The following is a 26,171-nucleotide window of genomic DNA, read 5'->3' on the forward strand; positions in this document are numbered from 1 at the left end:
CCGAGGAGGGCGAGGGAGGCTCCGGCGAGGACGACGCGGCGGGTCGGGAAACGCTCGAACATGGTGATTCTCCATTCGGCAAATGAATAAGGTTTTGTGTTCCGCCCTGTGGAGTGGGCCGGGGGGTTTGGTCGGCCTTTTGTTTTCCGGGGTTTCCCGGTGGGGCGTAGTTCCAATAAACCGTGTGGGGGAGCGGGCGTCACGCCCCTCGAATACGTGGCTTGACGCCGGATGCCGATCTTGATAAAAGCCGGCCGGCGCGGCCCGTGTGGCAGTCGGAGCAGCCTGCTGCACCGGGGCCCGCACCCTGAAACCGGGCCGACGGCATTCCGCCCCGACCGCGCCGGGTCGACCGCCCGCCGCTCTCAGGCTCGCCGCCCCGAGGCTCAGCAGACGCCGGGTGCGGTGGTTGAGCCGTTCCGGTGAGTTCCGGGTGGGGCCGGTCTGTCGGTCACCTGCTGCCCCTTCTCATGTGGACAGGGTGTCGCCGACGCAGACACCCGTATGCGAGGAGGCACGGGCAGGAATGACGGACCCCGCGCGCATCGACGTCCACCAGCACCTGATCCCCCCGGACCGCAGTCGTGGAATGGCCGAGCGCGCCGAGGCGCTCGGCTGGCCCGCGCCCGCATGGGACGAGCAGAGCGCGATCGCCATGATGGACCGCAGGTCCATCGCCACCGGCGTCCTGTCGTACCCCGCACCGCTCGCCGCCCCCGACGACCCCGCCGGCGCTCGCGCCGGGGCCAGGCGCGTGAACGAGTACACCGCCGAGGTCGTCAAGGACCGCCCCGACCGATTCGGTCACTTCGCCGCCCTGCCCCTGCCCGACGTGGACGGCGCGCTCGCCGAGGCCGCCCATGCCCTGGACGCACTGCACGCCGACGGTGTGATGTTGCTGTCCAACGCCAACGGCCGTTACCTCGGAGACCCGGAGTTCGATCCGCTCTGGGCGGAGCTGGACGCGCGCGCCGCCGTCGTCCTCGTCCACCCCACTGCGCCGCCCGGCGCGATGGTCCCGGGCCTGCCCGGCCCGCTGGTGGACTTCCCGTACGACACCGCCCGCACCGCCCTGCACATGGCCGTGCACGGTGTTCCGCGCCGGTACCCCGGGATCAAGATGATCCTGCCCCACGCGGGCGGTTTCCTGCCCTACGCCGCCCACCGCTTCGCGGTCGCCGCCCGCCTCCATCCCGACACCACGCCCGAGGGTCTCCTGGACGACCTGCGGCGCTTCTACTTCGACACGGCCATCTCGGCCGGCCCTGCATCACTGCCCTCCCTGACGGCCTTCGCCGCGCCCGGACACGTTCTGTACGGCAGCGACTTCCCCATGCTCCCGGAGGAGTGGGCCACCGGGTTCGACGCAGGGCTGGACACGTACCCCCACTGGGAGGACGGGCAGTTGCATGCGATCAACCGCGGCAACGCCGAACTCCTTCTCCCCCGACTTGCCCGGGCCTGAGACGCGTGCCTCCCACGTCGGGCACGGGCAGGGCCCTCAGGTGAGGGTCACGCAGGGCAGGCCGACGCTCTGACCGCCGCGGAAGCCTTCCGCGCACAGCCTGGTGCCCGCCGGGAAGTGGCGCTGGGGGTACGCCTGGTCCCGATACGTTCGAAACGCGGCGACATCCTCGACCTTCGTACCGGCGCTCCACCCGTTGGTGGTCCACACGCGGGCGGAAATCCTGTGCGGCTGGTTGGTGTTGACGACCGACACTTCCACCCGTCCCAGGTACGTCCCGCCCGTACGCGCTGGGTGGCCGGCCCGCTGACCTGCCCCAGCGGGTGCGTAGGGCAGCGGGCTGCTCTAGCGTCGAACGGGGAGGGGAAGCCCTGCCGAGCCGGTCCGGTGCGGGGCCCGGGCCATTCGCGGCACATCGGCCGTGTGCGCTCGGCGCCGTTCCCACGCGGATCCGGCAGATGCAGATCCCGGGCGCGGCCTTCACGGCCCCCGCCGCCCACGCGGACGTCTCGGCCTGTATCAACCAGGTCGAGCGGGAGCTGCAGGGTGGTGAGGTCCCGGCCTCCATCCGGGCGGCGTGTACGGTCGGGTCGACCGGCTACCACGACCAGTGCGTGACCGGCCTGACCAAGGCCAGTGTGACCAACGGGACCGCGGTGACCGCCTGCCGCGCGGCTCCCTGAGGGACTGCTCCAGTCCGCCACCCCGCGGCAGCAGTTCGTCCCGTCGCCACCACCTCGACACGGCCGGCAGTCGGACCGGCGGGACCTGCGGACACCCGTCAGGTGTCGGTCGGCTCCTCGGGTTGCGGGGGCGCGGGCGGGGCCGTAGGCGCGGGCGCGGGGCCGGTGGTCGGCGACTTGGAGGCGAGCTCGGCGAGGATCGCATCGGCGAGGCCCTCGCGGCGGATCCGCTGGTCGACGTACAGCACCCCGCTCACCAGCTGGCTGAATCCGATCTGGAACATCTGGCTGACGGCGGCGCCGAGGAGCATGGCGACGAAGGCCACCACCAAGGCGGTGATCATGCCGGACGTGGGGCCGCTCCCCTTGGGCTGATCCGCCGCAGCGGGAATCACCCCGAACATGCCGATGAGGTTGAACGGCAACTGGATCAGATACGAAATCGCCGCGGCAATCAGCCCGGCGAGCATCGTGATGCCGAAGATCCGCCACCAGTCGCCCCGGACCAGCTTGGCCGAGCGGCGCAGCGCGGTGACCGGGGTGACGCCCTCCATGACCACGGCGGCCGGCGCCAGGGCGAGCCGGGTGCTGAGCCACACGGTCACGGGCAGGGCAACCAGCAGGAGCACCGGCAGGAGGGCGAGTATCGCCGGGGAGACGTCCCCGGAGGCCGCGGAGAACATCAGCGGCAGCCACACCGCCATGGCGGCGAACACCGGAGAGCCGGCGATCAGCATGGTGAGCAGCATCGTGCCGGCCACCGCGGGCGTGCGCCGGAGGGCGGCGCGCCACATCGCGCGGAACGTGGTGGGGCGGCCCATGACCGCCTCCTTGAGGACGGCCGGACAGAGCGCGATGAGGACGGCCACGCCCAGCCCGCCCGTGAGGAGGAGCAGCAGGAACAACGCGCCGCCGGCGACGAGCACCGGCACGAGGTGCTCGGCCGCGGGCTCCGTCCCGAAGGGCGGATCGAAGACGGGCTCGATGTGCCGGTACACCGCGGCGACGGCGATGCCCACCGCGAGGGCCAAGACCGGCAGGACGATGGCCTGCACGGCCAGCATGACGCCGGCCAGCTGCTTCCAGTGGCGGCGGATGGTCGAGAACGATCCGCCGAGTATCTCCCCGAGGGCCAACGGCCGCAGGGGGATCACGCCCGGCTGCGGCGCGGGCGGCGCCCAGGCGCCCCACGGCGGGGTGTCACCCCAGCCGCCTCCGTGGCCGCCCCACCCTGTGTTCTGCGTCATGAACAAGCTCCGTAGATCGTCCCCCGAATGGAGGCACAACGTATCCCACCTCGTCAGAGGCCCGGCAGCCGCTTCCCCACCCCATGTGCCCTGCCGTGCACGCCCCTTCGTACCGGCCGAACGGGCCCGCGCGGCTGGGGTGCTGCGCTAGCCTCGGGTCAGTACCTATACCGGGAGGCCCCGATGCGGATCGTCTTCGACCAGGCGGAACAGGACGCGTTGCGCGCCGACGCACGCGATCTGGTGGCCGACGACCCGCAGATCGCGTACGTGCTCGAGCGGCTGGCCGGCGAGGGCATCGACATGGAGCGCGTCGTCCCGTGGGAAGACCTGCGCGAAAACCTCGGTCAGCCCCCGCTGGACGACAACTCCTCCGTCCCGAACGTCGCCTGATGGGCAAGCACGGCCCTCGCCGCGCCCGCGTCGTCTTCTACGACGTCGCGCAGGAGCAGATCGAGAGGATGTCGGAGAGCGAGCGGGCACGGCTCGACCCGGTGCTCGTCGCCGTGTCCCGGAACCCGGAGCTCGGAGTGGCGTCGAAGCACGGGTCCGTTCGGGAACACCGGCAGGACGGTGTCCGCGTCCTGTACGTCCCGACGGCTCTGGGCACACTGATCCTCGTCGCGTACGTCGAGGCCTGAGCGGCCCGCCCTTGGCGCGCCCGTCGGCCGGGGCGACCGGCGGAGCGGTTGCCCTTGTCGTCAGTCGGTCGCGGAGGGCTTCGAGCAGACCTCCCCGAGCTGCCGGAACAGGCGGTTGTCCAGGCATTCGGTCAGGTACGGAACGCCGTCGGTGTAACCCGACCCGTGGGCGTCGCCGAGCATGCGCAGGGCGAGCCTGCGGTGGGTGGACTTCCAGCGCTGGTGCCTGCTTTCCAGCCGGCCGAGTGCCGCGTTGAGAACGGTCCATTCCGCCTGGCTGAATCCGCCCTCGCCTCGGATGTCGAGGTAGGCCCGGGTCAGACTGTCGTGGGCGGCTTCTTCAGCCTCGGAGCGCACGGCCGGCACATTCGTGAAGGCAGCCGACTGCAAGCGCGGGGCCGTCGGCGGGCCACACGCTATCTCGAACCGCTTGTACTGTTCGGACTGGATGGCGCTGGCACCTTGGGTGAACTCCCGGAAGCCGAAGAATTGCTCTGCCCGCATCGTGGCGACTATCCGGAAGAGCGCCGAGGCGCGCTCGAACATCGCCGTCGCCTGGTCCACTCGCGCCACAGCGGCCTCGAGGCGCCCCTCACGCAATTCCCTGACGGCTGCCTGCGTGGCCGTCGAGATCGTGGTGAAGACCATTTCGTGAGTCTGAAGGGCGCGGATGAAGAAATATTCGTCGTGGAGCACGTATACCGGCTGGACGGATACGTCGAACCAGCGGCCTGCGTCCGTCGCCGGGGGCCGCGGCAGGTGGGGGAGGAGGTCCTCCATCCGCGATTGGGGCATCTGGGGTGTCCGGGACAGCAGGTCATCGGCATCCGTCGCGCCGAGAGGGCCGCCCACGAACCGCAGGGCGTGGCGCAGCCGCTTCCGCAGCGTCGCCGGATCCGGCCGGCCCCGTTCCTGCTCCCCTGTCGACGTGCGGGCTGCTTCGATCTCGAACCGAATGACATCGGACATGAGGAGCGTGGCCAGCCGGTCAGGGCTCAGGGCGGAGTGCCGTTCGTCCAACAGGAGCTCGAGGAGCGGCAGCGCGAGATAGGTTCGGTTCCAGAAGCGGCCTTCGTGCTTGTCGAGCATGCAGTGGAGAAATGCCTCGAGAAAGGGACGGCCCGAAGTGTTCCGGCTGTGAACCTCGCTCATCTGGGCAAGAATCTTCCTCGGCAGGAAATGCTTTCCTCTGCGCCGCGCCTGTTCCGTGATGGCCCGCGCCAGGGAGATCCCGTCGAGCTCGGCCGTCAGGCCGTCGCCGCTAGTCCAGCGTTTGACCTCTCGGAAACTGGCCACGCGTGAGGCGCACGTTCCGCTAGCCGGAAATTCGGGCCTTTTCTCGGCGTCTGCTCCGAGGCAGCCACCTTGGGACATGGCTCGAATGCATCGCGTTCGGCAGTCAGAACTCATGTGACTCATCTCTTCCTTGGATCACGGCTGCCGTGAGTGGCGAGGAACCGTTTTCTGTCCGGTGGTGAGCCTCACGCTTCCCGAAAGAGGCCCTGGGTCCCACTAGGCATGATCGAAGGGCCGTACGTCTTCGCTCGAATATTCGTGGCTTGACAAAAATGATGGCTGCCTCGCTGATCACGGCAGTAGGCTCCGCCGTAGTGGGACCGCGCGGTCCCTCAGGGCGCGGGGCTGTGGCAGAGCGGTCCATTGCGATCCCGGACACCGGAGGCCCCTGGCGTCCGGGACTGGTGGCCGATCGCCGGACCTGGCTGTCGGCCCCGCGGGTTCGAATCCCGTCGGCCCCGCGCCCGAACTCCCCGGTGATCGACTTGATAGGTAGGAAAATTCCTACCTATAGTGGTGTGCATGCACATCTCCCACACCCGCTTCGTGACCGTGCCCGTCTCCGACCAGGACCGGGCCAAGGCCTTCTACGTCGAGGTCCTCGGATTCGAGGTCGTTTCCGACCGCGCGGTGGGCCCCATCCGGTGGCTCCAGGTCGCTCCGAAGGGCGCCCAGACGAGTTTCGTCCTCGCGACCCCCGAGATGGGCTTCACCCCGGGGAACCTGGCCGCGACCCTCCTGGAGAGCACCGACCTGGACGCCGACTGTGCCGAACTCGCGCAGGGCGGCGTCGAGGTCGACGGCCCCGAGGACCACCCGTGGGGGCGCCAGGCCAAGTTCGCCGACCCGGACGGCAACACCTGGGTCCTGGCCGCACCCGTACCGGCAGGGTTCTGAGTCGTGGCCGGCGGGAGTGGCACGGCCGAGATGGCGCAAGAGGCGGAGAGCCGCGTGTTCGCGGCCCTCGCCAGTCCGATACGCCGCGAGGTCCTCAGGCTGCTGCGCGAACAGGGCCCGCAGCCGGTCGCCGAGCTGGCCGCGCACTTCGACATGGCGCGCCCGAGCTTCTCCGAGCAGCTGCGGGTCCTCCGCGAGAGCGGTCTGGTCGCCGAGACGAAGGCGGGCCGCCAGCGGATCTACCGCCTCCAGGCGGCCCCGCTGATGGAGGTCCAGGAGTGGCTGCACCCCTACGAGCGGTTCTGGCGCGAGAAGCTCACCGCCCTGGCCGGCCTCCTGGACGAGATGCCGGACGAGCCGACCCCGCTCGTCCCCGCGCCCGGTAGGCCCGGTACGGCCTTCGCGCCCGCCACGCCCACCACGCCAGACGGAAACGAGAACGCTCCATGACCGGACGCGAGGACCTGACCGCGGTCCACGTCGATCAGTTCCTGCCTCACCCGCCCGCGAAGGTGTGGCGCGCCCTGACGGAGCCGGAGCTGCTGGCCCGCTGGTTCATGCCGGGCGACTTCCGTTTGGAGGTCGGCCACCGCTACACCATGCAGGCGATCCCGATGCCGGCCACCGGCTTCTCCGGGACCATCGCCGCCGAGGTGCTGGCCTTCGAGCCGGGCCGGATGCTCCGTATCGGCTGGCAGGACGCCGACCCCGACCAGGGCATCGACGTCGACTGGACCATCACCTGGACCCTGCACCCCGAAGGCCGCGGCACCCGCCTCCTCCTCGACCACGAGGGCTTCGATCCCGACCACCCCCTCCAGCAGCGCGCCCGCACCCTCATGGGCAACGGCTGGCGCGGCGGGATCATGCGCTCCCTGGCCGCCTTCCTCGACCGCCTCGAGGGATCCGGCGAACCCGACGCACCCGCGGACGCCGACACCGCGGGATAGAGCCGCCGCTCCACGCAGCCAGGAAGGGCCCGCAACCCCGTACGGGATTGCGGGCCGTTCCAGGTTTCCGTGTGGCTGCCTCAGCCGTGCGACGCCGGGAGGGTCTTCTTGGACACGGTCGTCGTGATGGTCTGCTTGACCACCTTGCCGTGGTGCTTGGTCGTCTTGGTGACCGTCGTGGTCGTGATGACCCTGATCCTGCCGTCGGGCAGTGTGCGATTGACGGTCTTCGTCTCGGTGACCGTCGTCGTGTTGCCGACATGGTGCGTCTGGTGGTCGGGCGCCGTCTGAACGGCTGCGACCTGCGGTGCAGCCGGTGCGGCGAAGGCGCTGGAGGGCAGCAGCGCGCCACCCGCGGCGAGGGCGGTGGAGGCGCCGAGGAGGGCGAGACGCGTGGTCAGGGTCGTACGGATCATGATGTTGCTCCTTGTGGTGCGAGGGGGCCTCGGGGCCGAGACCCCGGGGCGGAGCCCGCGGCGGGCTCCGTGCTTCCATTGGGCCCCCGACACCCGCTCCCGGTCATGCCCCTGATGCTCGGGGCTTGACCCACGACGGCGGCTGTGGTCGCGGGCGGAGCAGCCCGCGGAGGGCGCCCCAGAGGCGGGCCCCGTGGATCCGTCGGACCGCCCGGCGGGCCCGGATGCGCGCAGCCGCCGCACGGTCAGCGTCCGGCCGACGCCACCCGGAGGCGGAACACGGTCCCTCCGGTCGGTGACGTCTCCAGCTCCCGCCTGGTCCCCCTGCGCCCGGCCTAGTAGCAGTCCATGCGCGAACCGTCGGGTTCCGCCTCGGCGGACCACGTGTACCAGGTCCGGGCGTCCACTCCGAGCAGCTCCGACGGGTGGGGTTCCATCCCGTGGAGCTCGCGCAGCGTCTCGGGCGAGGTGAAGGAGAGGGTGATGCTCGGGCGGTCGGCAGATTCGAAGCAGAAGACGACGAACCGGCCGTCGGACCCCATGTCCAGGTCCTCCACCGGACGCCATCCCACCGCCGACGCTTCCCGGCCGTAGTACTCCAGTACTTCCTTCCTGGTCCCGCCGTACGCGTAGAGCCGCTCCGCGGTGAGCCAGGCGCCCGCCGTGTCGTCGACGCAGTGGGCCCCGGACCGTGGAACGCCGCCGACGGCCACGGCCCCCTTCGGGCGCAGCTCCAGCGCGGGCAGCTGGTCGAGCTCGGCCACGGCGGCCTCCGTTCCCTCGCACGTCTCGAAGTGGGGAAGGAAGGAACACCCGCTCAAGCCGGTTCCCATGAGCAGGGCCGCCAAGACTGCCCGCACGGCAAGCATGTTCATGGCGAGATTATGACCCCGCCCGGAAGCCGTCCTCCGATGGGTCCGGTCGCTTGTCCGCCTGTTCACCGGTCTCGGGCGGTGATGCCGTGGCCGGGCGCGCAAGCTCGGCCCAGTTCAACGGGCGGGTTGGTGGCCACGTCGGCGACAGCAGCGCCATGAAGGCGTTCAGCATGCGGCCCCACTGCCGCAACGAGGTCAGAACACCGCCAAGCCGGGCCTGAGCCCGTCCGGCTGACGGGCCCTGGCATGCGCGGGGAGAGCGAGGGGAGCACGATGGACGTGTCCGGACCCGCCGAGCGGAGAGGGTCGTGGTGCTCATGCCGCACAACGTCACAACGCTCAGCAGCGGCAAGCGGCAACTCGCTCACGCCGTAGCCACTGTGGCGCTGGCCGCCTGCGCACTGCTGCCGGCCAGCGGTTTCGCGTCGGCTGCGACGCAGGCCCACGCCGTCACGACGACGGTCGCGGGCCCGGTCACGGCCGAATCCCCCGCGGCTCAGACTCCGTACGACCGGACCGCGACTCAGATGCTCGACGACATCGTGAGCGGCAAATTCGCCGCGGCCACGGCCCACTTCGATCCTGCCCTCCGCAAGGCACTGACCCCGGACGCCCTCGCGGGGGCCTGGAAGACCTACCAGGCCACGTTCGGGCGCTACCAGTCGCACGGGGATCCCAAGGACGTCGCAGTGGGCGAGTTCACCGTGGTCGGTGTGCCGCTGCAGATGGAACACGAGCCCGGGGAGTTCCGCGTGTCGTTCCACAAGGACGGAAGCGTCGCCGGTCTGTGGCTCCTCGAGCCAGGAGTACCGATCTCGCCGACCGTCCGACTGTCTTGAGCCCCCGTCGGATCCGCTGATCAGAACGCGAAGACGGCGTTCCCGTTGAAGGTCGCGGACATGGTGCACGCGTTGGAGAACGTGTGCTTCCAGGAGATCCGGCTGCCCTTCCAGACGCCGTCCGCGCTGACGGTGACGGGGTCGTAGTGCATCGGGCAGGCGCGGTTCGGGTCCGGGGCTGCCAGGAGCGTGTCGAGGCTGCCGGCGGTGGCGGCGAGGGCCGAACAGGCGGCCCGGGGGTCGGGGTGCGTGCCCTGGGCGGTCGGTGCGCAGCTGAGGGCGGACGCCCGTACGACGGTGGCCGCGTCCTCACCCTTGGCGACGGCGAGGACCACGGCGGACGGGGCGTACAGGCTCGCGGGCTGTGCCTCGGCGATGCCGGTGGCGCCGGTCAGGGAGAGGAGGGCGGCGGCGGAGACAGCAGCAGTGCGGTAGCGCACGACAGTACTCACTTTCAATTCGAAGGGTGGATGCAGCATTTGGCTGCGGTGTGTCGACTTGACGCTGCCGAGTCTCGCCGGTGTGAAGGACATGCGCACATCGGTGACCGATTTACGGACACCTTGTTCGAATGCAGGCGACCGAACGGTCGTTCTGGCTGCTCAAGTGCGGCGCGTGCCCTTCGCAACCGGGTGCGGACGGAGGGTGATGGCGGGCGTGGCGTGCCGATGGCAGGCCGTTGACCTGCCGACGGTCGCGCGCGGTTCATCGAACGGCCATCCAGGCTGACCGGATATCGTCGTTCCGCCTCCTTCGGTCCGGGGTCGGTCACCGGTTGCGGCACCGGGGGTGGGCTTCGATAGTGGGAGAGGCCGGCGCGCCGTGGCACTCGACCGACTCGAACCACCGGCAGGCCGTTCATGGGCCCAGGAGGACGGAACCGTCCTCGAGCCGGCCACCCGGTGCCTTCACCTCCCTCACACCCTCATGAGAGGGGCACTTCCATGCGCCAGCACACCCGCGCGCGTCGGCTTCTGACGGTGCCGACCGTTCTTCTCGCCGGGAGCCTCGTCCTGTTGCCCGATGCCGCGGTCGCGCAGGCAACCGCGGTCGCCTCCCCGGCACGGATATCGGGAACGTTCCAGCTCGTGAACGCGCAGACCGGCAAGTGTGCGACGGTCGCCGGCGGCGTTTCCGCCGCCAACAACCTCCAACTGGTCCAGTTCACCTGCGATACGCACCCCTCGCGCCGCTGGCGCATCCCTGCCTCGAGCAGCACCTCGAACCAGATCATCAACCTGCAGACCGGCAAGTGCGCCACCGTCGCGGGCGGGGTCTCCACCGACAACAACGTCCACCTCGTCCAGTTCACCTGCGACACGCACCCCTCGCGCCGCTGGCGCATCACCAACCGGGACAGCTCCGGCTCCGTCCAGCTCGTGAACGCGCAGACGGGCAAGTGCGCGACCGTGGCGGGCGGCGTCTCCCGGGAGAACAACCTCCCGCTGGTCCAGTTCACTTGCGACACGCACCCGTCACGCCGCTGGTTCCTGCGGACCGGAGTGCCCATCGACTGAGTGCCGCCACGGCGTCGTGGTTCAGCGGCACAAGGCCGTGTCCACGAGGCTCTCTACATGCTTCGTGGTTGCGTAGTCGGGCGGGATGATGGTCACCGCGACGCCGGCGGCGCGGCCGTCGTCGGTGACCCCGCCCCGGGTCTCGTATCCCGTGATGTCACCGCCGTGGCCCCAGTAGACACCGCCGCACGACAGGGGCCTGCTCATGAGCCCCAGTCCGTAGCCGGCACCGGTGTCCCCGACGGGGACGGTGGTGCGCATCTCGGCGAGCTGGGCCGGCGGGAGCAGGCGGCCGGCCAAGAGCGCGGTGAGGAACCGGTTGAGGTCGGAGTTGGTGGAGATCAACTGCCCCGCCGCCCAGGCCACCGAGGGGTCCATCTCCGTGACGTCGCGCAGGGGCGCGTCTGATGAATCCTTGTGATACCCACGGGGATGGGGCTCGCGGATGGCCATGTCACCCGGGGCGGGGAAGTAGGTGTGGCGCAGCCCGATGCGTTGGATGACGCGCTTGTCCATCTCCTCGGCCAGGGGGCGGCCGGTGACCTTCTGGACGATCAGGCCGGCCAGCAGGTAGTTCGTGTTGCTGTACCCCCAGCTCGTCCCGGGGGCGAAGTCGGCCTTGCGCTGGAAAGCGATGTCCAGGAGGTCGCGGGGGTCAAGGTAGCGGTGCTGACGTATGTCGTCGTCGACGAGTGCTTCGTAGTCGGGAAGTCCGCTGGTGTGCTGGAGGAGCTGCCGGACGGTGACGTGGCGCCCGTCGAACCCCTCTCCGCGTACGAGGCCCGGCAGGTAGCTGTCGACCGTGGCGTCCAGGGCGATCTTCCCCTCACCGACCAGTTGCAACACGACCACCGCGGTGAACACCTTGGTGTTGCTGCCGACCCTCACCTGCCCGTCGTCAGGCACCTTCGACCCGGTGGCCAGGTCACCCACCCCTGCCGTGTAGGTACGCGTACGGCCCTCACGGTCTTTGACGCTCGCCAGCGCGGCGGGCAGCCCGTCGGCGCGCACCAGGGAGTTCAGGCCCTGCTGGACGGTGTCCGGCCGGGCGGTGGCGAACGCCGCGGGCGGCGCCAGGGCGCCCAGCGTCATGACGCCGACGGCCACCGCGGCCACTGCCGACAGGACTCCGCGCCGGCCGCCCTGCCGGCGTGTGGAAGAGCGAAACATCTGCGCTACCTGCTCGGGCATGAGTCAACTCCTATGGAATCGTGGAATCGTGGAACTGCTGGGAAGCCGGCCCTACAGCTGTCGTTGGACGCACTGCTTGCGCTGCCGCAAGCTGTCGGGCGGCCTCCGGTCAACTGCTCAGCCCCGATCGTGACTTCTGGGCCCCGGTCGCACATCACGGGAAAGCGGGAGAACGTGCTCCCCCGATCGAGGGAGGTCACCGGCGCGCTGCCCGGCCATACTGGCCGACTATGATCAAGGTCATCCGGCCGCTGCTGCGCGGCTCCACGTACTCGGGCATGCTGTTCGCCTACTGCGGCGCGGTGGCGAGCCTCCCCCTCCTGCCCTTCGCGCTGCTGCCACTGCCGGCATGTCGATCCGCCCCCGAGGAAGTGCAGACCGTTCTGGTCCTGCTGGTCTGGGCGGCACTCCTCGGCGTGGTCGGGCTGGCCCGCATCACGCGGCGGGCGCTGATCGCGTCCGCCCGCCGACTGTTGGGCGTGCCGCTGCCGGATCTCGCGGCCGCACGGCGGCCCTCGAACTCAGGCGCTGACCGTTGGCGCACTCCACTCTGGCTGCTGCTGCACGTGGCACTGGGGTGGACCGGGGGCCTGGTGAGCGGTGTGCTGTTCCTTTCGGGCCTTGTGTTCCCGGGGGGCTGGCTCGGCGCCGAAGCGGGGCTGAGCCTGTTCGGCTGGTCGGTGCGGGTGGAGGGTGGCTGGCAGAGCTGGGTGGTGGCGCTCGGCTGCCTGCTGGGGGCGGCGGCCGTGTGCGCGGTGGTGACGCAGGCCCTGCGATGGTTGGCGCCCAGACTGCTGGGGCCGTCCTCGGCTGAGCGGCTCGCGCTGGCGGCGGAGAGGGAGCTGCAGCTGGCCGAGCGCAACCGACTCGCCCACGAGTTGCACGACTCCATAGGACACACGCTGACGGCGACCACGATCCAGGCCGCGGTGGCCGGCGAGGTGCTCTCCGCCGACCCGGTGGCGGCGCGAGCCGCCCTGCGCAGCATCGAGGAGTCGGCCCGGGCCGCGCTGGAGGACCTGGACTACGTACTGGGGGTGCTGCGCGAGGAAAAGGCGGAGACGGCGCCGACCCGCACCTTGGCCGACCTGCCCGAGCTGCTCGACCGGTTGCGGCACGCGGGCGCCATAGTGGAGCCGGAACTGTCGGGTGAGTTGGCGCAGGTGCAGGGGACGCTCTCTCGGGCGGCGTACCGGATACTGCAGGAGGGGCTGACGAACGCGCTGCGGCACGGTGCGGGCGGCCCGATCGGAGTCCGGGTCGCGGCCACGGAGGACGGACTGGAGCTCAGTGTCGTCAACCGGACGGGTGCCGGCACGGGCTCGGAGGCGAGCCCGCGCCCGGGTGCCTTTCCGACCTCCGGGCACGGCCTGCCCGGGCTGGCCGAGCGCGTACGGCTGCTGCAGGGTGAGATCGACGCCGGTCCGGACGGTCCGCAGCACTGGCGGTTGGCGGTCCGGCTGCCGGTACGGTGGTCGCCATGATCGGCTCTGACACAAGGGCAGCCGCCACGCCGAGCCCTGACGCGAGCGCACCCATCGGGGCCGGAGCTGCCGCTGACACAGGCCCGGCCGCCGCCGGCCCCACCAGCCGGCCCGTCACACTCCTGATCGCGGACGACGACGAGGTCACCCGCAGCGGTCTGCGTACGTTGCTGGCGGCACAGCCGGGGATCGCGGTGGTCGGGGAGGCCGCCGACGGCGTCGAGGCGGTCGAACAGGTGCAGCGGTTGCGGCCGGACGTGGTCCTCATGGACGTGCGGATGCCGCGTTGCAACGGGATCGAGGCCACCCGGAGGCTGCTGGCCGAGTCGGATGAACCGCTGAAGGTCGTGGTGATCACCACCTTCGAGAACGACGACTACGTCACCGCCGCGCTGAGCGCCGGAGCCAGCGGCTTCGTGCTCAAGCGACTTCCGGTCCGTCAGATCGCGGAGGCGGTACGGGTGGTCGCCGCGGGGGAGGCGATCCTCTTTCCGGCGGCACTGCGCCGGATGGTCGCAGCCCGTCCGCTGCACTCCTCGAAGGCGTTGCCGAAGGCTGCGCTGACGGGGCGTGAGGAGGGGGTGCTGCGGTTGATGGCCACCGGCCTGTCCAACCCGGAGATCGCGGAGTCTTTGACGGTGAGCCTGGAGACGGTGAAGACGCACGTCGGGAACGTGTTGACCAAGCTGGGAGCGCAGAACCGGACCCACGCGGTGGTGATCGCGTACGAGTCGGGTCTGGTGGTGCCCGGCTTCACCGGCTGACACGACCAGAGCTCGACCGGGTCCGGTCGACATGGGAACGTGTTTTCCCGTCACCACCCGCCGCCGGGGCGCGCCGTTTGGTGCCGTATGGGAAGCCGATCGGCCCTCGGAACGTGTCGCCGCGCCCGTCACCGGTCCCGGCATGGAACCGTCTCCGCATGACCGAAGGCTCGACACCTCACATCTCCCCGGCGCGGATCACCGTACTGGGCGTTCAACCCGGCAACCCGCCCTTTCGTATCGTGGAGGTCGACGGAGAGTTCATCGGCAGGGCGATGTCGATGACGGACGTGCTGTTGCTCGCCGCGGAGATGGGGATCGTGATCCACGACCTCGACGACCTGGACGTGGTGCGGTGGGTAGGAGGCGGCAAGTTCACCTGGACCCCGCACTAGTGGACGAGAGCCGTCCCCTGCGGGTCGCACCGCTGGTGGCACGCAGCAGGGGCTGGACCGGCCGGCCCCGGCTGGGCGCCGTTCACTCAGTACGTATGTCCCACGTGCGCAAGTGCTTGCTTCAGCAGTACCCCCTGCCCGCCGGGCATTTCGTTCTGCACGGCGGGGGAGGCAGCCTCCTGCGGACTGAACCAGACCAGGTCGAGCGCGTCCTGGCGGGGGCGGCAGTCGCCGCTCACCGGCACGATGTAGGCGAGGGACACCGCGTGCTGGCGCGGGTCGTGGTACGAGGTGACGCCCGCCGTGGGGAAGTACTCCGCGACGGTGAACGGCTGGAGGGAGGCGGGAACGCGGGGCAGGGCCACCGCCCCGAGGTCCTTCTCCAGGTGGCGCAGCAGCGCGTCACGGACCCGCTCGTGGTGCAGGACCCGGCCGGACACCAGGGTCCGGCTGACCGTTCCGTCCGGACCGATGCGCAGCAGCAATCCGATGCTGGTGACTTCGCCGCTGTCGTCCACGCGTACGGGTACGGCCTCCACGTACAGGATCGGCATCCGGGCCCGGGCCGTTTCCAGCTCGTCCGTGGTCAGCCAGCCGGGCGTGGTCTCGGTCGTGTCAGACATTGTTTGAGCATACTTTCCAGGTGGGGCGCCCGCAGGCATGCGGGCCGGTTCGGATACGGGAGTTTCGTGCCGGTCGTGCTCCACGGCCTCAGCTGGTGTTCCGTGTTGTCGCTCGGGCCGGTGGAGTTCCACGATCTCGCGTGCTGTTCGCGTCGATCCGGTCACCGATTCGCTGCGCGCGTCCGGGGGCCGGCCCGCGCACGCAGGCAAGGAGCTCGTCGGCAGTTCTACTTGGCATGCACCGGATCTTCTCAGGGCGCAGGACGACCGGCTCCGCCGGGTCGGCACCGGTCGTCGGACTCGGCGGCCGCCGGGCGCCCGAGTGGAGCCGCCACCGGGGTCATCCCTGGAGGGGGCGGGCCCGGTCCGGGGCCCGCCCCTGTGATCAGTCGTCCAGGGCGTCCAGCACCTTGCCCAGGTCCACGAACTTGAAGCCCGTGGCGGTGCGCGGGCCGCCCTCGGGGGCGTCGTGGCCGTCCTGGACCACCAGGAGGCCCCGGGGGAAGGCGCGGCCGAGGGGCTGGTTCAGGGCCGCGGCCCCGTCGCACTCCTCCGAGCCGTCGAGGTCCCGCGAGCGCGCGGTGATCCGTACGCCGCCCTCGTACTCGTGGTTGTCCTTGCGCTCCCGGTCGTAGAAGGCGAACGTGTTGTCGCCCTGGCTCGACACCATGAGGTAGCCGTCGCCGTCCCCTTCGTCGACGATGGTCAGCCCCTCCACGTCCGCGGTGAGGCGGCGGCCGCCGAAGCCCGGGTCGGCGCCGGGCGTGCACTCCTCGGCCTCCTCGTCGTACGTGGCCGGGACACCGTACTCGCGGACCCGGTCCACCAGCACCGGAGCCGACGTCAGATCGGCCCGCATCCGCCAGATGCCGACGTCCTCCTGGCCGGCGTAGAGGGTGCCGTCGGCGGGGTCGACGACCATGCCCTCGACCTGGGGCCGCTCGCCCGGCTCACCGCAAGGGCTCCAGGACGCGCCGTTCGGCAGGCGGAAGGAGGAGGGCAGGTCCACGGTCCGCACGAGGCGGTAGCCGACCGTGCCGCCGGGGGCGGTGGTCAGTTCGAGCAGGGCGATCCTGGTCTCGTGGCGGCGGCTGACCAGGGCGTAGGAGCGGCCGGTGGCCCGGTCCGTCCAGGTCGCCAGACCGTACGCGGTGCGCTGGTCGTTGATCTCCTCCTGCGAGGCGGAGAAGACCGGAGGAACGGTCGGCGCGGTGATGTCGGTCAGCGGGCCGCCGGGGCGGTCGCGGTCGATGCGGTAGAAGCGGAGCCGGTCGTTGCCGCGGTCGGTCACGACGGCGAGATCCGCCCGGCCGGCCGACAGGCGCATCCGGTGGACCAGGTCGACGTTGTTGAACCGCCCCGGTGAGTCCTCGGGCCCCGGCCCGCGCGGCGCGGGCAGCGCCTGCACCTGGCGCGCGCCGAGGTCGTAGACCCGCAGCCCGCCCGCCTTGGCCGTGGCGACGACCAGACTACGGTCGGGGTCGGCGCTGTTGCGCCAAATGGCCGGGTCGTCGGCGTTGGCGTTGCCGCCCTCCTCGTCGTCGAACAGCGTGGCGGTCTCCGCCACGGGGGTGACGGCGGGCAACGGGTCGCTCTGACCGCGGCCCTGCGCCGAGGCGGGGGCGGCCGCGGTGAGACCGGCGAGGACGGCGAGCGCCGCGATCAGGGCGAGGGCGGCTGCGGCGGGGCGAGCGGGGCGAGCGGGGCGAGCAGGACGATGAGGGTCCACCAGGAGTCTCCAACGGTTGGTCAGACACGTGTGCAGTCATGGGGCATGGCGGCTGAAGACTGGAGCCCACGCGTTAAGGGCTCGTCGTCGGCAGGCGACCGACAGTCATGCACGACATGAATACGACGTGTCGCCGCGCCGCTCGCCGGCCGTCGAATTCCCTTTCACCTACCGTCGCGCGGCAGCGCCGTCCCGCGTGCGAGGTGTACCTGGCCGCCCAGCGCCAGCAAGCTCAGCCCGAACATCAGGACCCCCAGGGGCACATGGACCGACGCTCTGTGTGCGATGCCCAACACCACCTGCACCGAAGCGAGGACGAGGAAGCCCGACGAGTACAGGATGGGGCGGGGCGAGCCGCCGCCCGGCCGCCACGCCAGGACCGCGGCGAGCACGTACACCATCGACGCGCCGTACATCACGCGCGCTCCCACGCCGTGCAGTACCTCGCCGTGGGACGAGGACAGCAGCAGTCCTGCGGTGACGGCCTGGAAGAAGATGGCCAAGGTCTGCAGGGCGATCGCGACCTGCACGAACGTGAGCCTGCGGTGGTGCGCCGTCGTCGTTGCGGCCATGAGTCGGTCCCCTCTTCTGCCTCGCGGCGATGGATCGGTAGTGTCTCGCCGGTCCGACGACGTGGGCCCGCGAAATGTGAGGCCAAGCCCCGACCTCACGATCCGGCGCGGTGTTTCGTCGAAGTGGCGAGAGCGGAAGCGGACGAGAAGAACCGAAGAACCAGGGAGCGGTCGAGGCCATGAACAACCCATCCGCGTCGGGGCACGACCGGTCCGAGCCGAGCCTGAGCGCGCTCGTGGGCGAGCGGCGGCATCTGATCAACCTCGCCTACCGGCTGCTCGGTTCGCTGAGCGAGGCCGAGGACGCCGTGCAGGAGACCTACACCCGCTGGTACGCGATGTCACGCGAACGGCAGGAGGCCGTCGAGTCGCCCGGCGCCTGGCTGACGACGGTGGCCACCCGGATCTGCCTGGACCAGCTCGGCTCGGCCCGGGCGCGGCGCGAGCGGTACGTCGGCGCGTGGATACCCGAGCCGCTGCCCGACCGTACGGAGTGGAACAGCGGTCCGGCGGGCGGGAGCAGGACCGAGCCGGCGGACCCGGCCGACCGGGTCACCCTGGACGAGTCGGTGAGCATGGCCTTCCTCGTCGTACTGGAATCGATGACGCCGGCCGAACGCGTGGCGTTCATCCTGCACGACGTCTTCCGGTACCCCTTCGCCGAAGTCGCCGAGATCGTCGGCCGGACGCCCGCGGCCTGCCGGCAGTTGGCCTCCTCGGCCCGACGACGCATTCGGGCCGAGCGGGCTCCGGCGGCCGCGACCGGTGAACAGGCCGCTCTTGTACGGCATTTCAAAGAGGCTTGGGAGGCGAAGGACATCGAGGCCCTCGTCGACCTCCTCGACCCCGATGCGACGATGATCGCCGACGGCGGCGGACAGGTCGGCACCGTCCTGCGTCCGGTCGAGGGCAGCGAGCGCATCGCCGAGTACCTGATCCACATCGCGGCCAAGGCCCCCGGGCTGACGCTGCTGGAGCGGACGGTCAACGGCCGGCCCGGCCTCGTCGCCCAGCACTCCGGCGTCACCGTGACCGTGGCGGCGTTCGACCTCACCGGCGACCGCGTCGCGCGTATCTGGGCGGTCCGCAACCCGGAGAAACTCCGACCGTGGACCGGGAGCCGAGACCCCCGCGACGCGTAGGTTCGGTTCCAGGGGTACCTGCCTATGGCCGCACGGTGCTGTCCGGTACCGCCAGGTGCCTGCGGCGCTCCCGGCCTCGCGGCAGGGAGCGCAGCACCGTGTGGAGCGTGAAGCCCGCCGCAGCGCCGACCGCGTACCAGAACAGGTCGGGCGGATTGAAGGTGGAGCCGAGTACGAGACGGGCGACGGTGCTGCGTCGGGAGAGTTCCCCGGGGACCTCGCTGAGCTGCAGGAACTCGATCGCCCAGCTCGCGGCCAGTGCGCCTGCCGCAGCCCGCAAGGGCGTCACCCGCGGTGCCAGGACAACGACGAGGGTGAGGAGCAGGACGGTGTACAGCGCGTCCCCGCCGTACTTGGCGACGTCCCCCGCCGTCACGGCCCTCAGCCCGAGCCCCGCGCCCACGGTCACCACCGCGGCTCCGGCCGCCGCGAGTCGGGTCCGTACGGGGTCGGCGGCGGCAGGGTCACGGATTTCGGGCGCGGAAGGCACGGGACCATCCTGCCGGACGTTCCCACCCGCCTCGGAGCCGGCCCCGCCTCGCGGAACGGGAGGCGGGATCCCGCTCAGCCCTGCTCCCGGACGCCCCACGGGGAGCCGTATGCGGTCAGCAGGTCCAGGAACGGGCGCGGCGGAAGGGCTTCCGGGCCGAGCACGCCGGCTTCTGCCCACGCCCCGCCGGCCATGAGCTCGAGGGCCACGACCGGGTTGACCGCGGTCTGCCACACCACGGCCTGGGAACCGTACTCGCGCATCGACCACTGGTTGTCCACGACGTGGTACAGGTACACCTCGCGCGGCCGGCCGTCCTTGGTGCCCTTCACCCAGGTGCCCGCGCAGGTCTTGCCGGCCATCCGCTCGCCCAGAGTGGCGGGGTCGGGCAGGCACGCGGCGACCACGTCCCGCGGGGAGACCCGCGCCGGGGCGCCGTCCGCGCCGCGCACCGTGACCGGCTCGGTCGAGTCCAGGCCGAGCGCGTGCAGGGTCTTCAGCTTGGCGATGAAGTCCTCGCCGAGTCCGTACTTGAAGGTGACCCGCCGGGCGCCCACCCAGCGCGGGACCAGCAGCACCTCCTCGTGTTCGACGTTGACGCACTCGACCGCGCCGATGCCCTCCGGGAAGTCGAACACCTCCGGCTCGCTGAACGGCTCGGTGGTGAACCAGCCGCGGTCCCGCTCGTAGACCACCGGCGGGTTCAGGCACTCCTCGATCGTCGTCCAGATGTTGAACGACGGGGCGAACTCGTAGCCCTCGACGGTCAGGTTCGCCCCGTCACGGATGCCGATCTCCTCGATCTCGTCGAACAGCTCGTCGGCCGCGTACCGGGCGAAGACGTCCGACAGTCCGGGTTCCACGCCCATGCCGACCAGCGCCAGTCGGCCCGACTTCTCCCACGCGTCGGCCCGCGCGAACTGCTCGTCGCCGAGCTTGACCCCGCACTCCGCGTACGGCCGGCCGGGGTGCGGCCGGGACAGTGACATCGCCATGTCCACGTAGTGGCTGTCCGCCGCGAGGGCCGCCTCGAACAGCGGCATCACGAACCGCGGATCGGTGGCGTTCAGCAGTACGTCGCACCGCTCCTCGGCGAGGAGCGCGGCCACCGCCGCCTCGTCGGAGGCGTCGATGCGGCGCGCGCTGAACCGGCCGGCGCCGGCGGCGGCGCCGGTCTCGGCGTCGACCGCGGCCACGGCCGCCTCGGCGCGGGCGAGGTCGTAGTCGGCGACGACGAAGTGGTCGAAGAAGTCCCGGCGGGCCGCGATCCGGGTGATCGCGGTACCGACGCCACCGGCGCCCACGAGCAGAACACGCATGACGAAACCCTCTCTAGGTGAGGTCCGCGCAGGTCCGCGCCTCATGGGAGGGATGAAAGCCGGGTCGGCAAGATAAGGTCAATGGTGTTGGCATAAGGCCCTCGCACGGCCGCCGGTCCGGCGGCGACCGTACGTCCGCGGCACAGGAAGGCACCCGATGGCGAAGCAGGTGGTCCCCGAGGAAGCCCGCAGGCGGCGGCGCCCCACCCGGCAGGGCACCGTCCTGTCCGAACGGCTGATCGTCGACACCGCCCTGCGCATGCTGCGCGAACACGGCAGCGCCGGGCTGTCCGCCCGCCGGCTCGGCGCCGCCCTCGGCGCGGACCCCAGCACCCTCTACCGGTACTTCGACGGCATGGACGGCCTCACCCTCGCCATCGGGGAGGAGCTGATCGGCCGGGCCCTCGACGGCTGGGCGGCCACCGGGGAGTGGCGCCGTGACCTGCGCGAACTCGGCCTCCGCATCCACAGCGCCTACCTCGCGCACCCGCAGGCCGCCGTACTGACCGCCGGCCGCGTGACCGGCCGGCCCCGCGAGATCGCCGCCGACGAGGCCGTCCTCGGCATCCTGCGCACCGCCGGCTTCCCCGACCCGGAGGCGGTCCTGATCTACCACGCCTTCATCGACCAGAGCTTGGCCTTCGCCGCCCTCGACGCCGGCGCGCTCGCCCTGGCCGAGACCTCCCGGACCTCCGACGAACAGCAGTGGGAGTCCACGTACGCCCAGCTGCCGGCCGAGCAGTATCCGCACATCGCGGCCACCCGGCGGCTGCTCGCCGCCCGGATGAACCACAGCGCCTACCCGGTCGCCCTGGACATGCTGCTCGCAAGCGCAGAGGCCAGGCTCCAGGCCCTACGGACCCGCTGACCCGACAGGGCCCGACGCCGCGGGCGGGGCGGCGCGTCGAGGTGCGCGGGGTTTGGCCGCTGGTGAGACTGGACCCATGACGACAAAGGCGGTACTCGAGGGCGGGCCGGACGATCTGCCGGAGCGGGTCGTACCGGTCACGGCGCCGGGCGAAGACCTGAAGATTGCGCATCGTGGCGGATACGAACACTTCAAAGCCACGTCGCGGTTCCAGGACGGCACGGAAGGCCGGCTTCCCGTCTACGAGTGGTGGGAGCGCACGGAAGTCGCCGAGTAGTGGACGCCCTGCTCGACGAGGCGCACCGGCTGCTGCCCGGCATCATCGACGCGCGACGTGCCCTCCACCGGGATCCGGAACTCGGCCTGCACCTGCCGCTCACCCAACAGACCGTCCTCGAGGCACTGGCCGGCCTGCCCCTGCGCATCACCGCGGGGGAGCGGCTCAGTTCGGTGGTCGCCACCCTGGACGGGGCGCAGCCCGGCCGGACCATTCTGCTGCGCGCCGACATGGACGCCCTGCCCCAACAGGAGGACACCGGCCTGGACTACGCCTCCCGGATCCCGAGCGCCATGCACGCCTGCGGCCACGACCTGCACACCGCCATGCTCATCGGCGCCGCCCGCCTGCTCTGCGCCCGTCGCGGGCAGATCCGCGGGCGCGTGGTGTTCATGTTCCAGCCCGCCGAGGAACGCGGCGGCGGCGCCCCGTACATGATCGAGGAAGGGGTCCTGGCGACCCCGGACGGCCGCGGCGTGGACGCGGCGTTCGCGCTGCACGTCATGACCCGCTTCGAGACCGGCACCGTGCACCTCCGGCCGGGCCCGATGTTCGCCGCATCCGACCTGATCCAGATCACCGTACGAGGCCGCGGCGGGCACGCCTCCGCGCCGCACCTCGCGCTCGACCCGGTCCCCGTCGCATGCGAAATCGTCCAGGCCCTGCAGAGCGCCGTGACGCGTACGGTCAACGTCTTCGACCCGGTGGTGGTCACCATCACCCGGATCGAGGCCGGCACGACCACCAACATCATCCCCGAGACCGCGGAACTGCAGGGAACCTGCCGCACGTTGACGTCCGGGTCCGGTCAGCGCATGCGCGCCGTGATCGAGAGGGTGGCCCGTCACGTGGCCGCTGCGCACGGCGCCGAAGCCGCCATCGGCCCGGCCGGGGGCTACCCTCCCGTGCACAACGATCCGGCCTTCACCACCACGGTCCGCGAGGCCGCAACCGACCTCCTCGGCACCGGCCCGGTACGGCACTTGCCCGACCCGGTCATGGCGTCCGAAGACTTCTCCTACGTCCTCGAACGCGTCCCGGGGGCCATGGCCCTGCTCGGAGCCCGGCCACCGTCGATCCCGGCCGACGGTGCCCCGGACTGCCACTCCAACCGCGTCGTGTTCGACGAGAACGCCATGGCCACCGGTATGGCCCTCCATACGGCCGTGGCGCTGCGGTACCTCGCGGGCTGACCCCGTGTGCTACTCGAACGGCACGTTGATGCAGGCGAGCCGCGCCCCGGCCGTGCCCGCCGTGCCGGGGTCCTTGTGGGTGGCGTGCTCGTGGATCACCACGGAGCGGGCCTCACCGCCGCGGTATCGCCAGGTCGTGGTGGACGCCGAGGCGCCGTCGCCGTGGCCGTCGGTGGTGATGTCGAGCCACGTCTCGTTGTGGGGATTGGCGTACGCGGGGTTCGTCGAGGGCTGCTTGGGGTCCACTTTGTTCTGGTAGTGCGGCCCGGAGTCGTTGGGCTTGCTGCCACAGGGCTTCTGGTGTACGTGGGCGCCGAACGTCCGGTTCGCCGTCACGCCGTGGAGCCGCAGCTCCACGTGGGTGCCGTCGCCCTCGACCCGCTCGGTGACAGTGACCTTGCTGCCGGCCGGTACCGCTTTGGCGTCGAAGGTGACCGCCTGCTGTGCGGGCCGGCCGTCGGCTGCCCGGAACGTCTCCTCCACCGTCACGTCCTGGCCGGCGACCACGCCCAGGGGCAGGACGACAGCCAGGGAGGCCGTGAGCGCTGAAACGAGCAAGGACATCTTCTGCTCCTCTTCACCACGGGTTCTCGCTGGGGCTCCCCCCGTCGCCCGCGGTCCAGCCATGTGCGTGCCGGATCATCAAGCGCTACACGGCCCGGATCTCGAGATCGTCCGGATGTGTCGGCCAGCGCTTCCTAGAACCATGTTCGCGCACCTCGGAGCCTTGCGCAGGGCGCCTCCGGGGTGTCGGCCAGCTTTTGCCTGATCAGCCCCTTGACCCGGCTGTGCGGCGAGGGTGGCTTCCGCGGCACCTGGCGGACTCGAGGCGTCGAGAACCTCCCTGCGGGGAGGAACGATCCTCTGCGGGGGCCTCCCGAGTGACACCGGACCCCGTCCGGCCCGGCACGCCGCCGAACGGCGGCCCGCTTCACCACCATGTGCCCGTGATCCCATCCCACTTGATTGCCGTGCTCTCCGCCTTCGCCCTGATCGCACCAGCTTCTGCGTACGTCGCCCCCGTCGCCCCCGTCGCACCAGGGGCCCCCGCCTCGGCCCGGCAGGGGGACTTCTTCGCCGACCTCCCCAAGGGCGGTGACCTGCACAACCACCTGCCCGGTGCGGTCACCACCGAGTTCCTGATCGAACTCGCCGCCGGGGACGGCCTGTGCATCACCACCGACACCACCACCGCGGTGCCCCCGCCGTGCGGGCCGGGGACGCGGTCCGCCGTCGACGCCGTCTCCGACGCGGCATTTCGCCGGCAGGTCATCCGGGCCTGGTCGATGCAGGACTTCCCGGCCGACGGGAACGGCCACGACCACTTCTTCGCGACCTTCGACAAGTTCATCGAGGCGACGCGGCGGCACCCCGGCCGGATGCTCGCGGAGGTCGCCAACACGGCCGCCCGGCAGAGCCAGTTCTACCTGGAGAGCATGATCTCCCCGGCCTCCGGACCGGCCCATGACCTCGCCGACCGGGTCGGCTACGACGCCGACCTCGACCGCATGCACGAGGAGCTCCTCGCCGACGGGGGCCTGGACGCGGTCGTCCGGCAGGCGCGCGCCGAAGCCGACGCCACCGACACCGAGTTCCGCACCGCCGCGCACTGCGACACCCCGCGTCCCGATGCGGCGTGCTCCCTTCCGTACCGCTGGATCTCCCAAGGCACCCGCCTCGGCACGCCGGAGCGGGTGTTCACCCAAATGGCTCTCGGCATGCGGCTGGCCGAGCGCGACCCGCGGTTCGTCGCCGTCAACCTGGTGCAGCCGGAGGACGGCGAGGTCGCCCTGCGCGACTACCGCCTGCACATGCGGATGCTGAACTATCTCAAGACCCGGTACCCGAAGGCGCACATCACCCTGCACGCGGGCGAACTGGTGCCCGGCCTGGTCAAGCCGGAGGACCTCACCTTCCACATCAGGGACGCCGCCCGGACCGGCCGCGCCGAGCGGATCGGGCACGGCGTGTCCGTCCTGCACGAGGACCGCTGGGAATCCCTCATGCGCTACATGGCCGAACGGCGGATCGCGGTCGAGGTCCCCTTCCACAGCAACGAGCAGATCCTGCGGGTCTCCGGTGACGCACACCCCTTCGCCACCTACCGCCGCCACGGCGTGCCGGTCGTCCTCGCCACCGACGACCCGGGCGTGTCCCGGATCGAGATCACCGACGAATACCGACGGGCCGCCGAGATGTACGGGCTCGGCTACCCGGAGCTGCGGGACCTGGCCCGGGCCTCCCTGGAGCACTCGTTCCTGCCCGGCCGCGGCCTGTGGAACCGTGACGTCCGCACCGGCTACCGGCCCGGCGGGCCGTGTGCCGGTGAGCGCCAAGGCGCCGAGCACCCGCGTGTGCGGTGCGCCGGCTTCCTGGCCGCCAGCCCGAAGGCACAGGTCGAGTGGCGCCAAGAGGCGGCCTTCCACCACTTCGAGACCGCCCAAGCCCGTGCCACCCGCCCCGACTCCCACTGAGCACGCACTTTGACGATGCGTGAGTTCCCGGCCCGGCAGTGGTGGACGGCCCGCCGATCGGGCCAGGCTTTCGGGCTGTGCGGCATGGCGGCAGTCCGAGGGCGCGATGCTCCGGGATGCTGATGACCGAACCGAGCAGGAGAGACCGTGGACGATCCCAGCCCTCAAGAAGCCCGGAGCTCGGCATCCACCAGCGCGGGTCGCAGTGCTGTCGGCCAGCCGGGAGTCATCGGCATCGCACTCGGCGCCGTGCTCACGGCTGTGCTCGCGCAAGGCTCCTGGCAGTGGTTCGCCACGTACATCGGGGTGACGCTTCTCGCGGTGCTCTTCTGCCTGTACCGACTGCCGACGTGGACGCCCGGTCTCCGCACTGCCTACATGGGGAATCTGACGGCGTACTCGCTGGTCGTCGGCCTGTGTGTGGCGATCACAGTGGCGCCCGTGCTGCAGCGCTGGCCTTGGCTGTTCCCCATGCCGGGCACTCGCGACAGGTGTCCCGCACTGCGTACCTACGAGAGGATCCGGACGGAAGCGGCGCTGGGGGACCTGGCCGGTCGCGACCCTGCCGCCTTGGCTCACGCACAGGACGTCCAGGGTCATGTCGCCTTTGCCGACTGCCTGTCCTCCACGACGACCCTGTGGTTGCCGCTCTACGCGGCCGGAGTGGCCGTAGCCGTGGGTCTGGGTACGTGGTCCTTCGATCGGCTGCGGGCGAGCAACGAAGAGCGCCTTGGTCGGGCGTAAGCCTCCTTGTCGGTGAACGGCTTCCTGATCGCCCAGGGCCGGGCGTTGGTCGTGGCCCGGCCCGGCCCAGCCCGAGCCGA

Annotated in this window: 31 protein-coding genes and 1 pseudogene; 19 read left to right on the forward strand and 13 right to left on the reverse strand. The window is 71.0% G+C overall.

Features of this window, described 5'->3' with window-relative positions; all coding sequences use genetic code 11:
* The first annotated feature begins 526 nt into the window (after positions 1–526).
* Positions 527–1,465: an amidohydrolase family protein gene (locus tag ACZ49B_RS25725; RefSeq protein WP_468310167.1), complete on the forward strand. Its 939-nt coding sequence runs from the start codon at positions 527–529 to the stop codon at positions 1,463–1,465.
* Positions 1,466–1,501: 36 nt separating this feature from the next.
* On the opposite strand, the gene ACZ49B_RS25730 is transcribed toward ACZ49B_RS25725, so the two are convergent.
* Positions 1,502–1,726: a hypothetical protein gene (locus tag ACZ49B_RS25730; RefSeq protein ID WP_468310170.1), complete on the reverse strand. Its 225-nt coding sequence runs from the start codon at positions 1,724–1,726 to the stop codon at positions 1,502–1,504.
* A 197-nt stretch (positions 1,727–1,923) separates the two neighbouring features.
* On the opposite strand from ACZ49B_RS25730, the gene ACZ49B_RS25735 reads away from it, so the two are divergent.
* Positions 1,924–2,148, forward strand: coding sequence for a hypothetical protein (locus tag ACZ49B_RS25735; protein ID WP_468310171.1), 225 nt, complete (start codon positions 1,924–1,926; stop codon positions 2,146–2,148).
* Between the two features lie 98 nt (positions 2,149–2,246).
* Here the strand turns inward: ACZ49B_RS25735 and ACZ49B_RS25740 are convergent, their stop codons facing one another.
* The gene (locus tag ACZ49B_RS25740; RefSeq protein WP_468310173.1) at positions 2,247–3,395 is read right to left on the reverse strand and encodes a DUF7847 domain-containing protein; all 1,149 of its coding nucleotides are present in this window, start codon (positions 3,393–3,395) and stop codon (positions 2,247–2,249) included.
* Positions 3,396–3,578: 183 nt separating this feature from the next.
* On the opposite strand from ACZ49B_RS25740, the gene ACZ49B_RS25745 reads away from it, so the two are divergent.
* A complete protein-coding gene (locus ACZ49B_RS25745; RefSeq protein WP_468310176.1) occupies positions 3,579–3,788 on the forward strand; it encodes a hypothetical protein in 210 nt (69 codons plus the stop codon).
* Complete coding sequence (locus tag ACZ49B_RS25750) at positions 3,788–4,036, forward strand: hypothetical protein (protein ID WP_468310179.1); 249 nt, start codon at positions 3,788–3,790, stop codon at positions 4,034–4,036. Before ACZ49B_RS25745 ends, ACZ49B_RS25750 begins: the two co-directional genes overlap by 1 nt.
* Positions 4,037–4,096: 60 nt before the next feature.
* On the opposite strand, the gene ACZ49B_RS25755 is transcribed toward ACZ49B_RS25750, so the two are convergent.
* Positions 4,097–5,332 carry a tryptophan 2,3-dioxygenase family protein gene (locus ACZ49B_RS25755; protein WP_468310182.1) on the reverse strand — a complete coding sequence of 412 codons (1,236 nt, stop codon included), beginning with the start codon at positions 5,330–5,332 and terminating at the stop codon, positions 4,097–4,099.
* A gap of 341 nt (positions 5,333–5,673) precedes the next feature.
* Here ACZ49B_RS25755 and ACZ49B_RS25760 point away from each other — a divergent pair.
* From ACZ49B_RS25760 to ACZ49B_RS25775, 4 genes and pseudogenes are all read left to right on the forward strand, one after another.
* Positions 5,674–5,793: pseudogene (locus ACZ49B_RS25760) on the forward strand.
* 61 nt (positions 5,794–5,854) lie between these two features.
* A complete protein-coding gene (locus ACZ49B_RS25765; protein WP_468310185.1) occupies positions 5,855–6,229 on the forward strand; it encodes a VOC family protein in 375 nt (124 codons plus the stop codon).
* Between the two features lie 3 nt (positions 6,230–6,232).
* Complete coding sequence (locus tag ACZ49B_RS25770; RefSeq protein WP_468310188.1) at positions 6,233–6,679, forward strand: ArsR/SmtB family transcription factor; 447 nt, start codon at positions 6,233–6,235, stop codon at positions 6,677–6,679.
* Positions 6,676–7,179, forward strand: coding sequence for an SRPBCC family protein (locus ACZ49B_RS25775; protein ID WP_468310189.1), 504 nt, complete (start codon positions 6,676–6,678; stop codon positions 7,177–7,179). Before ACZ49B_RS25770 ends, ACZ49B_RS25775 begins: the two co-directional genes overlap by 4 nt.
* A gap of 80 nt (positions 7,180–7,259) precedes the next feature.
* Here the strand turns inward: ACZ49B_RS25775 and ACZ49B_RS25780 are convergent, their stop codons facing one another.
* Entirely contained in the window at positions 7,260–7,595 is a 336-nt protein-coding gene (locus ACZ49B_RS25780) for a hypothetical protein (protein ID WP_468310190.1), read from the reverse strand.
* A 335-nt stretch (positions 7,596–7,930) separates the two neighbouring features.
* Positions 7,931–8,470: a hypothetical protein gene (locus tag ACZ49B_RS25785; RefSeq protein WP_468310193.1), complete on the reverse strand. Its 540-nt coding sequence runs from the start codon at positions 8,468–8,470 to the stop codon at positions 7,931–7,933.
* A 317-nt stretch (positions 8,471–8,787) separates the two neighbouring features.
* Between ACZ49B_RS25785 and ACZ49B_RS25790 the strand changes: the two genes are divergently transcribed.
* Complete coding sequence (locus ACZ49B_RS25790) at positions 8,788–9,309, forward strand: DUF3887 domain-containing protein (RefSeq protein ID WP_468310462.1); 522 nt, start codon at positions 8,788–8,790, stop codon at positions 9,307–9,309.
* Positions 9,310–9,329: 20 nt separating this feature from the next.
* Here ACZ49B_RS25790 and ACZ49B_RS25795 read toward each other — a convergent pair whose 3' ends face one another.
* Positions 9,330–9,761, reverse strand: coding sequence for an SSI family serine proteinase inhibitor (locus tag ACZ49B_RS25795; RefSeq protein WP_468310196.1), 432 nt, complete (start codon positions 9,759–9,761; stop codon positions 9,330–9,332).
* A gap of 492 nt (positions 9,762–10,253) precedes the next feature.
* Between ACZ49B_RS25795 and ACZ49B_RS25800 the strand changes: the two genes are divergently transcribed.
* Positions 10,254–10,826 (forward strand): RICIN domain-containing protein, encoded by a 573-nt coding sequence (locus ACZ49B_RS25800; protein WP_468310198.1) that lies wholly within the window; start codon positions 10,254–10,256, stop codon positions 10,824–10,826.
* A gap of 21 nt (positions 10,827–10,847) precedes the next feature.
* Here the strand turns inward: ACZ49B_RS25800 and ACZ49B_RS25805 are convergent, their stop codons facing one another.
* Complete coding sequence (locus ACZ49B_RS25805) at positions 10,848–12,017, reverse strand: serine hydrolase domain-containing protein (RefSeq protein ID WP_468310201.1); 1,170 nt, start codon at positions 12,015–12,017, stop codon at positions 10,848–10,850.
* A gap of 230 nt (positions 12,018–12,247) precedes the next feature.
* Between ACZ49B_RS25805 and ACZ49B_RS25810 the strand changes: the two genes are divergently transcribed.
* The 3 genes from ACZ49B_RS25810 to ACZ49B_RS25820 all read left to right on the forward strand — a co-directional run bounded on the left by ACZ49B_RS25810 (position 12,248) and on the right by ACZ49B_RS25820 (position 14,660).
* Positions 12,248–13,501, forward strand: coding sequence for a sensor histidine kinase (locus ACZ49B_RS25810; RefSeq protein ID WP_468310204.1), 1,254 nt, complete (start codon positions 12,248–12,250; stop codon positions 13,499–13,501).
* Positions 13,498–14,265 carry a response regulator transcription factor gene (locus ACZ49B_RS25815; RefSeq protein ID WP_468310207.1) on the forward strand — a complete coding sequence of 256 codons (768 nt, stop codon included), beginning with the start codon at positions 13,498–13,500 and terminating at the stop codon, positions 14,263–14,265. Before ACZ49B_RS25810 ends, ACZ49B_RS25815 begins: the two co-directional genes overlap by 4 nt.
* Positions 14,266–14,423: 158 nt before the next feature.
* Complete coding sequence (locus ACZ49B_RS25820; RefSeq protein ID WP_468310210.1) at positions 14,424–14,660, forward strand: hypothetical protein; 237 nt, start codon at positions 14,424–14,426, stop codon at positions 14,658–14,660.
* Between the two features lie 86 nt (positions 14,661–14,746).
* Here ACZ49B_RS25820 and ACZ49B_RS25825 read toward each other — a convergent pair whose 3' ends face one another.
* From ACZ49B_RS25825 to ACZ49B_RS25835, 3 genes are all read right to left on the reverse strand, one after another.
* Complete coding sequence (locus ACZ49B_RS25825; RefSeq protein WP_468310213.1) at positions 14,747–15,283, reverse strand: NUDIX hydrolase family protein; 537 nt, start codon at positions 15,281–15,283, stop codon at positions 14,747–14,749.
* 385 nt (positions 15,284–15,668) lie between these two features.
* Positions 15,669–17,012 (reverse strand): phytase, encoded by a 1,344-nt coding sequence (locus tag ACZ49B_RS25830; protein WP_468310216.1) that lies wholly within the window; start codon positions 17,010–17,012, stop codon positions 15,669–15,671.
* A 164-nt stretch (positions 17,013–17,176) separates the two neighbouring features.
* Positions 17,177–17,584: a hypothetical protein gene (locus ACZ49B_RS25835; protein ID WP_468310218.1), complete on the reverse strand. Its 408-nt coding sequence runs from the start codon at positions 17,582–17,584 to the stop codon at positions 17,177–17,179.
* Positions 17,585–17,763: 179 nt separating this feature from the next.
* On the opposite strand from ACZ49B_RS25835, the gene sigJ reads away from it, so the two are divergent.
* Positions 17,764–18,726, forward strand: a complete 963-nt coding sequence (gene sigJ, locus ACZ49B_RS25840) for an RNA polymerase sigma factor SigJ (protein ID WP_468310221.1) — start codon at positions 17,764–17,766, stop codon at positions 18,724–18,726.
* Between the two features lie 22 nt (positions 18,727–18,748).
* Here the strand turns inward: sigJ and ACZ49B_RS25845 are convergent, their stop codons facing one another.
* Together ACZ49B_RS25845 and ACZ49B_RS25850 are read right to left on the reverse strand one after the other, a co-directional pair.
* Positions 18,749–19,216: a ribosomal maturation YjgA family protein gene (locus ACZ49B_RS25845; RefSeq protein ID WP_468310222.1), complete on the reverse strand. Its 468-nt coding sequence runs from the start codon at positions 19,214–19,216 to the stop codon at positions 18,749–18,751.
* A gap of 74 nt (positions 19,217–19,290) precedes the next feature.
* Positions 19,291–20,535 (reverse strand): saccharopine dehydrogenase family protein, encoded by a 1,245-nt coding sequence (locus ACZ49B_RS25850; RefSeq protein ID WP_468310224.1) that lies wholly within the window; start codon positions 20,533–20,535, stop codon positions 19,291–19,293.
* Between the two features lie 157 nt (positions 20,536–20,692).
* Here ACZ49B_RS25850 and ACZ49B_RS25855 point away from each other — a divergent pair, with 157 nt between their 5' ends.
* The 3 genes from ACZ49B_RS25855 (at position 20,693) to ACZ49B_RS25865 (ending at position 22,873) form a co-directional block, all read left to right on the forward strand.
* Complete coding sequence (locus tag ACZ49B_RS25855) at positions 20,693–21,403, forward strand: TetR/AcrR family transcriptional regulator (RefSeq protein ID WP_468310227.1); 711 nt, start codon at positions 20,693–20,695, stop codon at positions 21,401–21,403.
* A 76-nt stretch (positions 21,404–21,479) separates the two neighbouring features.
* Positions 21,480–21,680, forward strand: a complete 201-nt coding sequence (locus ACZ49B_RS25860; protein WP_468310230.1) for a DUF5988 family protein — start codon at positions 21,480–21,482, stop codon at positions 21,678–21,680.
* Positions 21,680–22,873 carry a M20 metallopeptidase family protein gene (locus ACZ49B_RS25865; protein ID WP_468310232.1) on the forward strand — a complete coding sequence of 398 codons (1,194 nt, stop codon included), beginning with the start codon at positions 21,680–21,682 and terminating at the stop codon, positions 22,871–22,873. Before ACZ49B_RS25860 ends, ACZ49B_RS25865 begins: the two co-directional genes overlap by 1 nt.
* Positions 22,874–22,882: 9 nt before the next feature.
* Here the strand turns inward: ACZ49B_RS25865 and ACZ49B_RS25870 are convergent, their stop codons facing one another.
* On the reverse strand, positions 22,883–23,437 hold the full coding sequence (locus ACZ49B_RS25870; RefSeq protein WP_468310235.1) for a superoxide dismutase family protein: 555 nt from the start codon (positions 23,435–23,437) through the stop codon (positions 22,883–22,885).
* A 383-nt stretch (positions 23,438–23,820) separates the two neighbouring features.
* On the opposite strand from ACZ49B_RS25870, the gene ACZ49B_RS25875 reads away from it, so the two are divergent.
* Both ACZ49B_RS25875 and ACZ49B_RS25880 read left to right on the forward strand, forming a co-directional pair.
* Complete coding sequence (locus ACZ49B_RS25875) at positions 23,821–25,347, forward strand: adenosine deaminase family protein (protein WP_468310238.1); 1,527 nt, start codon at positions 23,821–23,823, stop codon at positions 25,345–25,347.
* A 147-nt stretch (positions 25,348–25,494) separates the two neighbouring features.
* Positions 25,495–26,091, forward strand: coding sequence for a hypothetical protein (locus tag ACZ49B_RS25880; protein WP_468310240.1), 597 nt, complete (start codon positions 25,495–25,497; stop codon positions 26,089–26,091).
* Positions 26,092–26,171 lie beyond the last annotated feature (80 nt).

Source organism: Streptomyces sp. NPDC031132 (genome assembly GCF_055570595.1).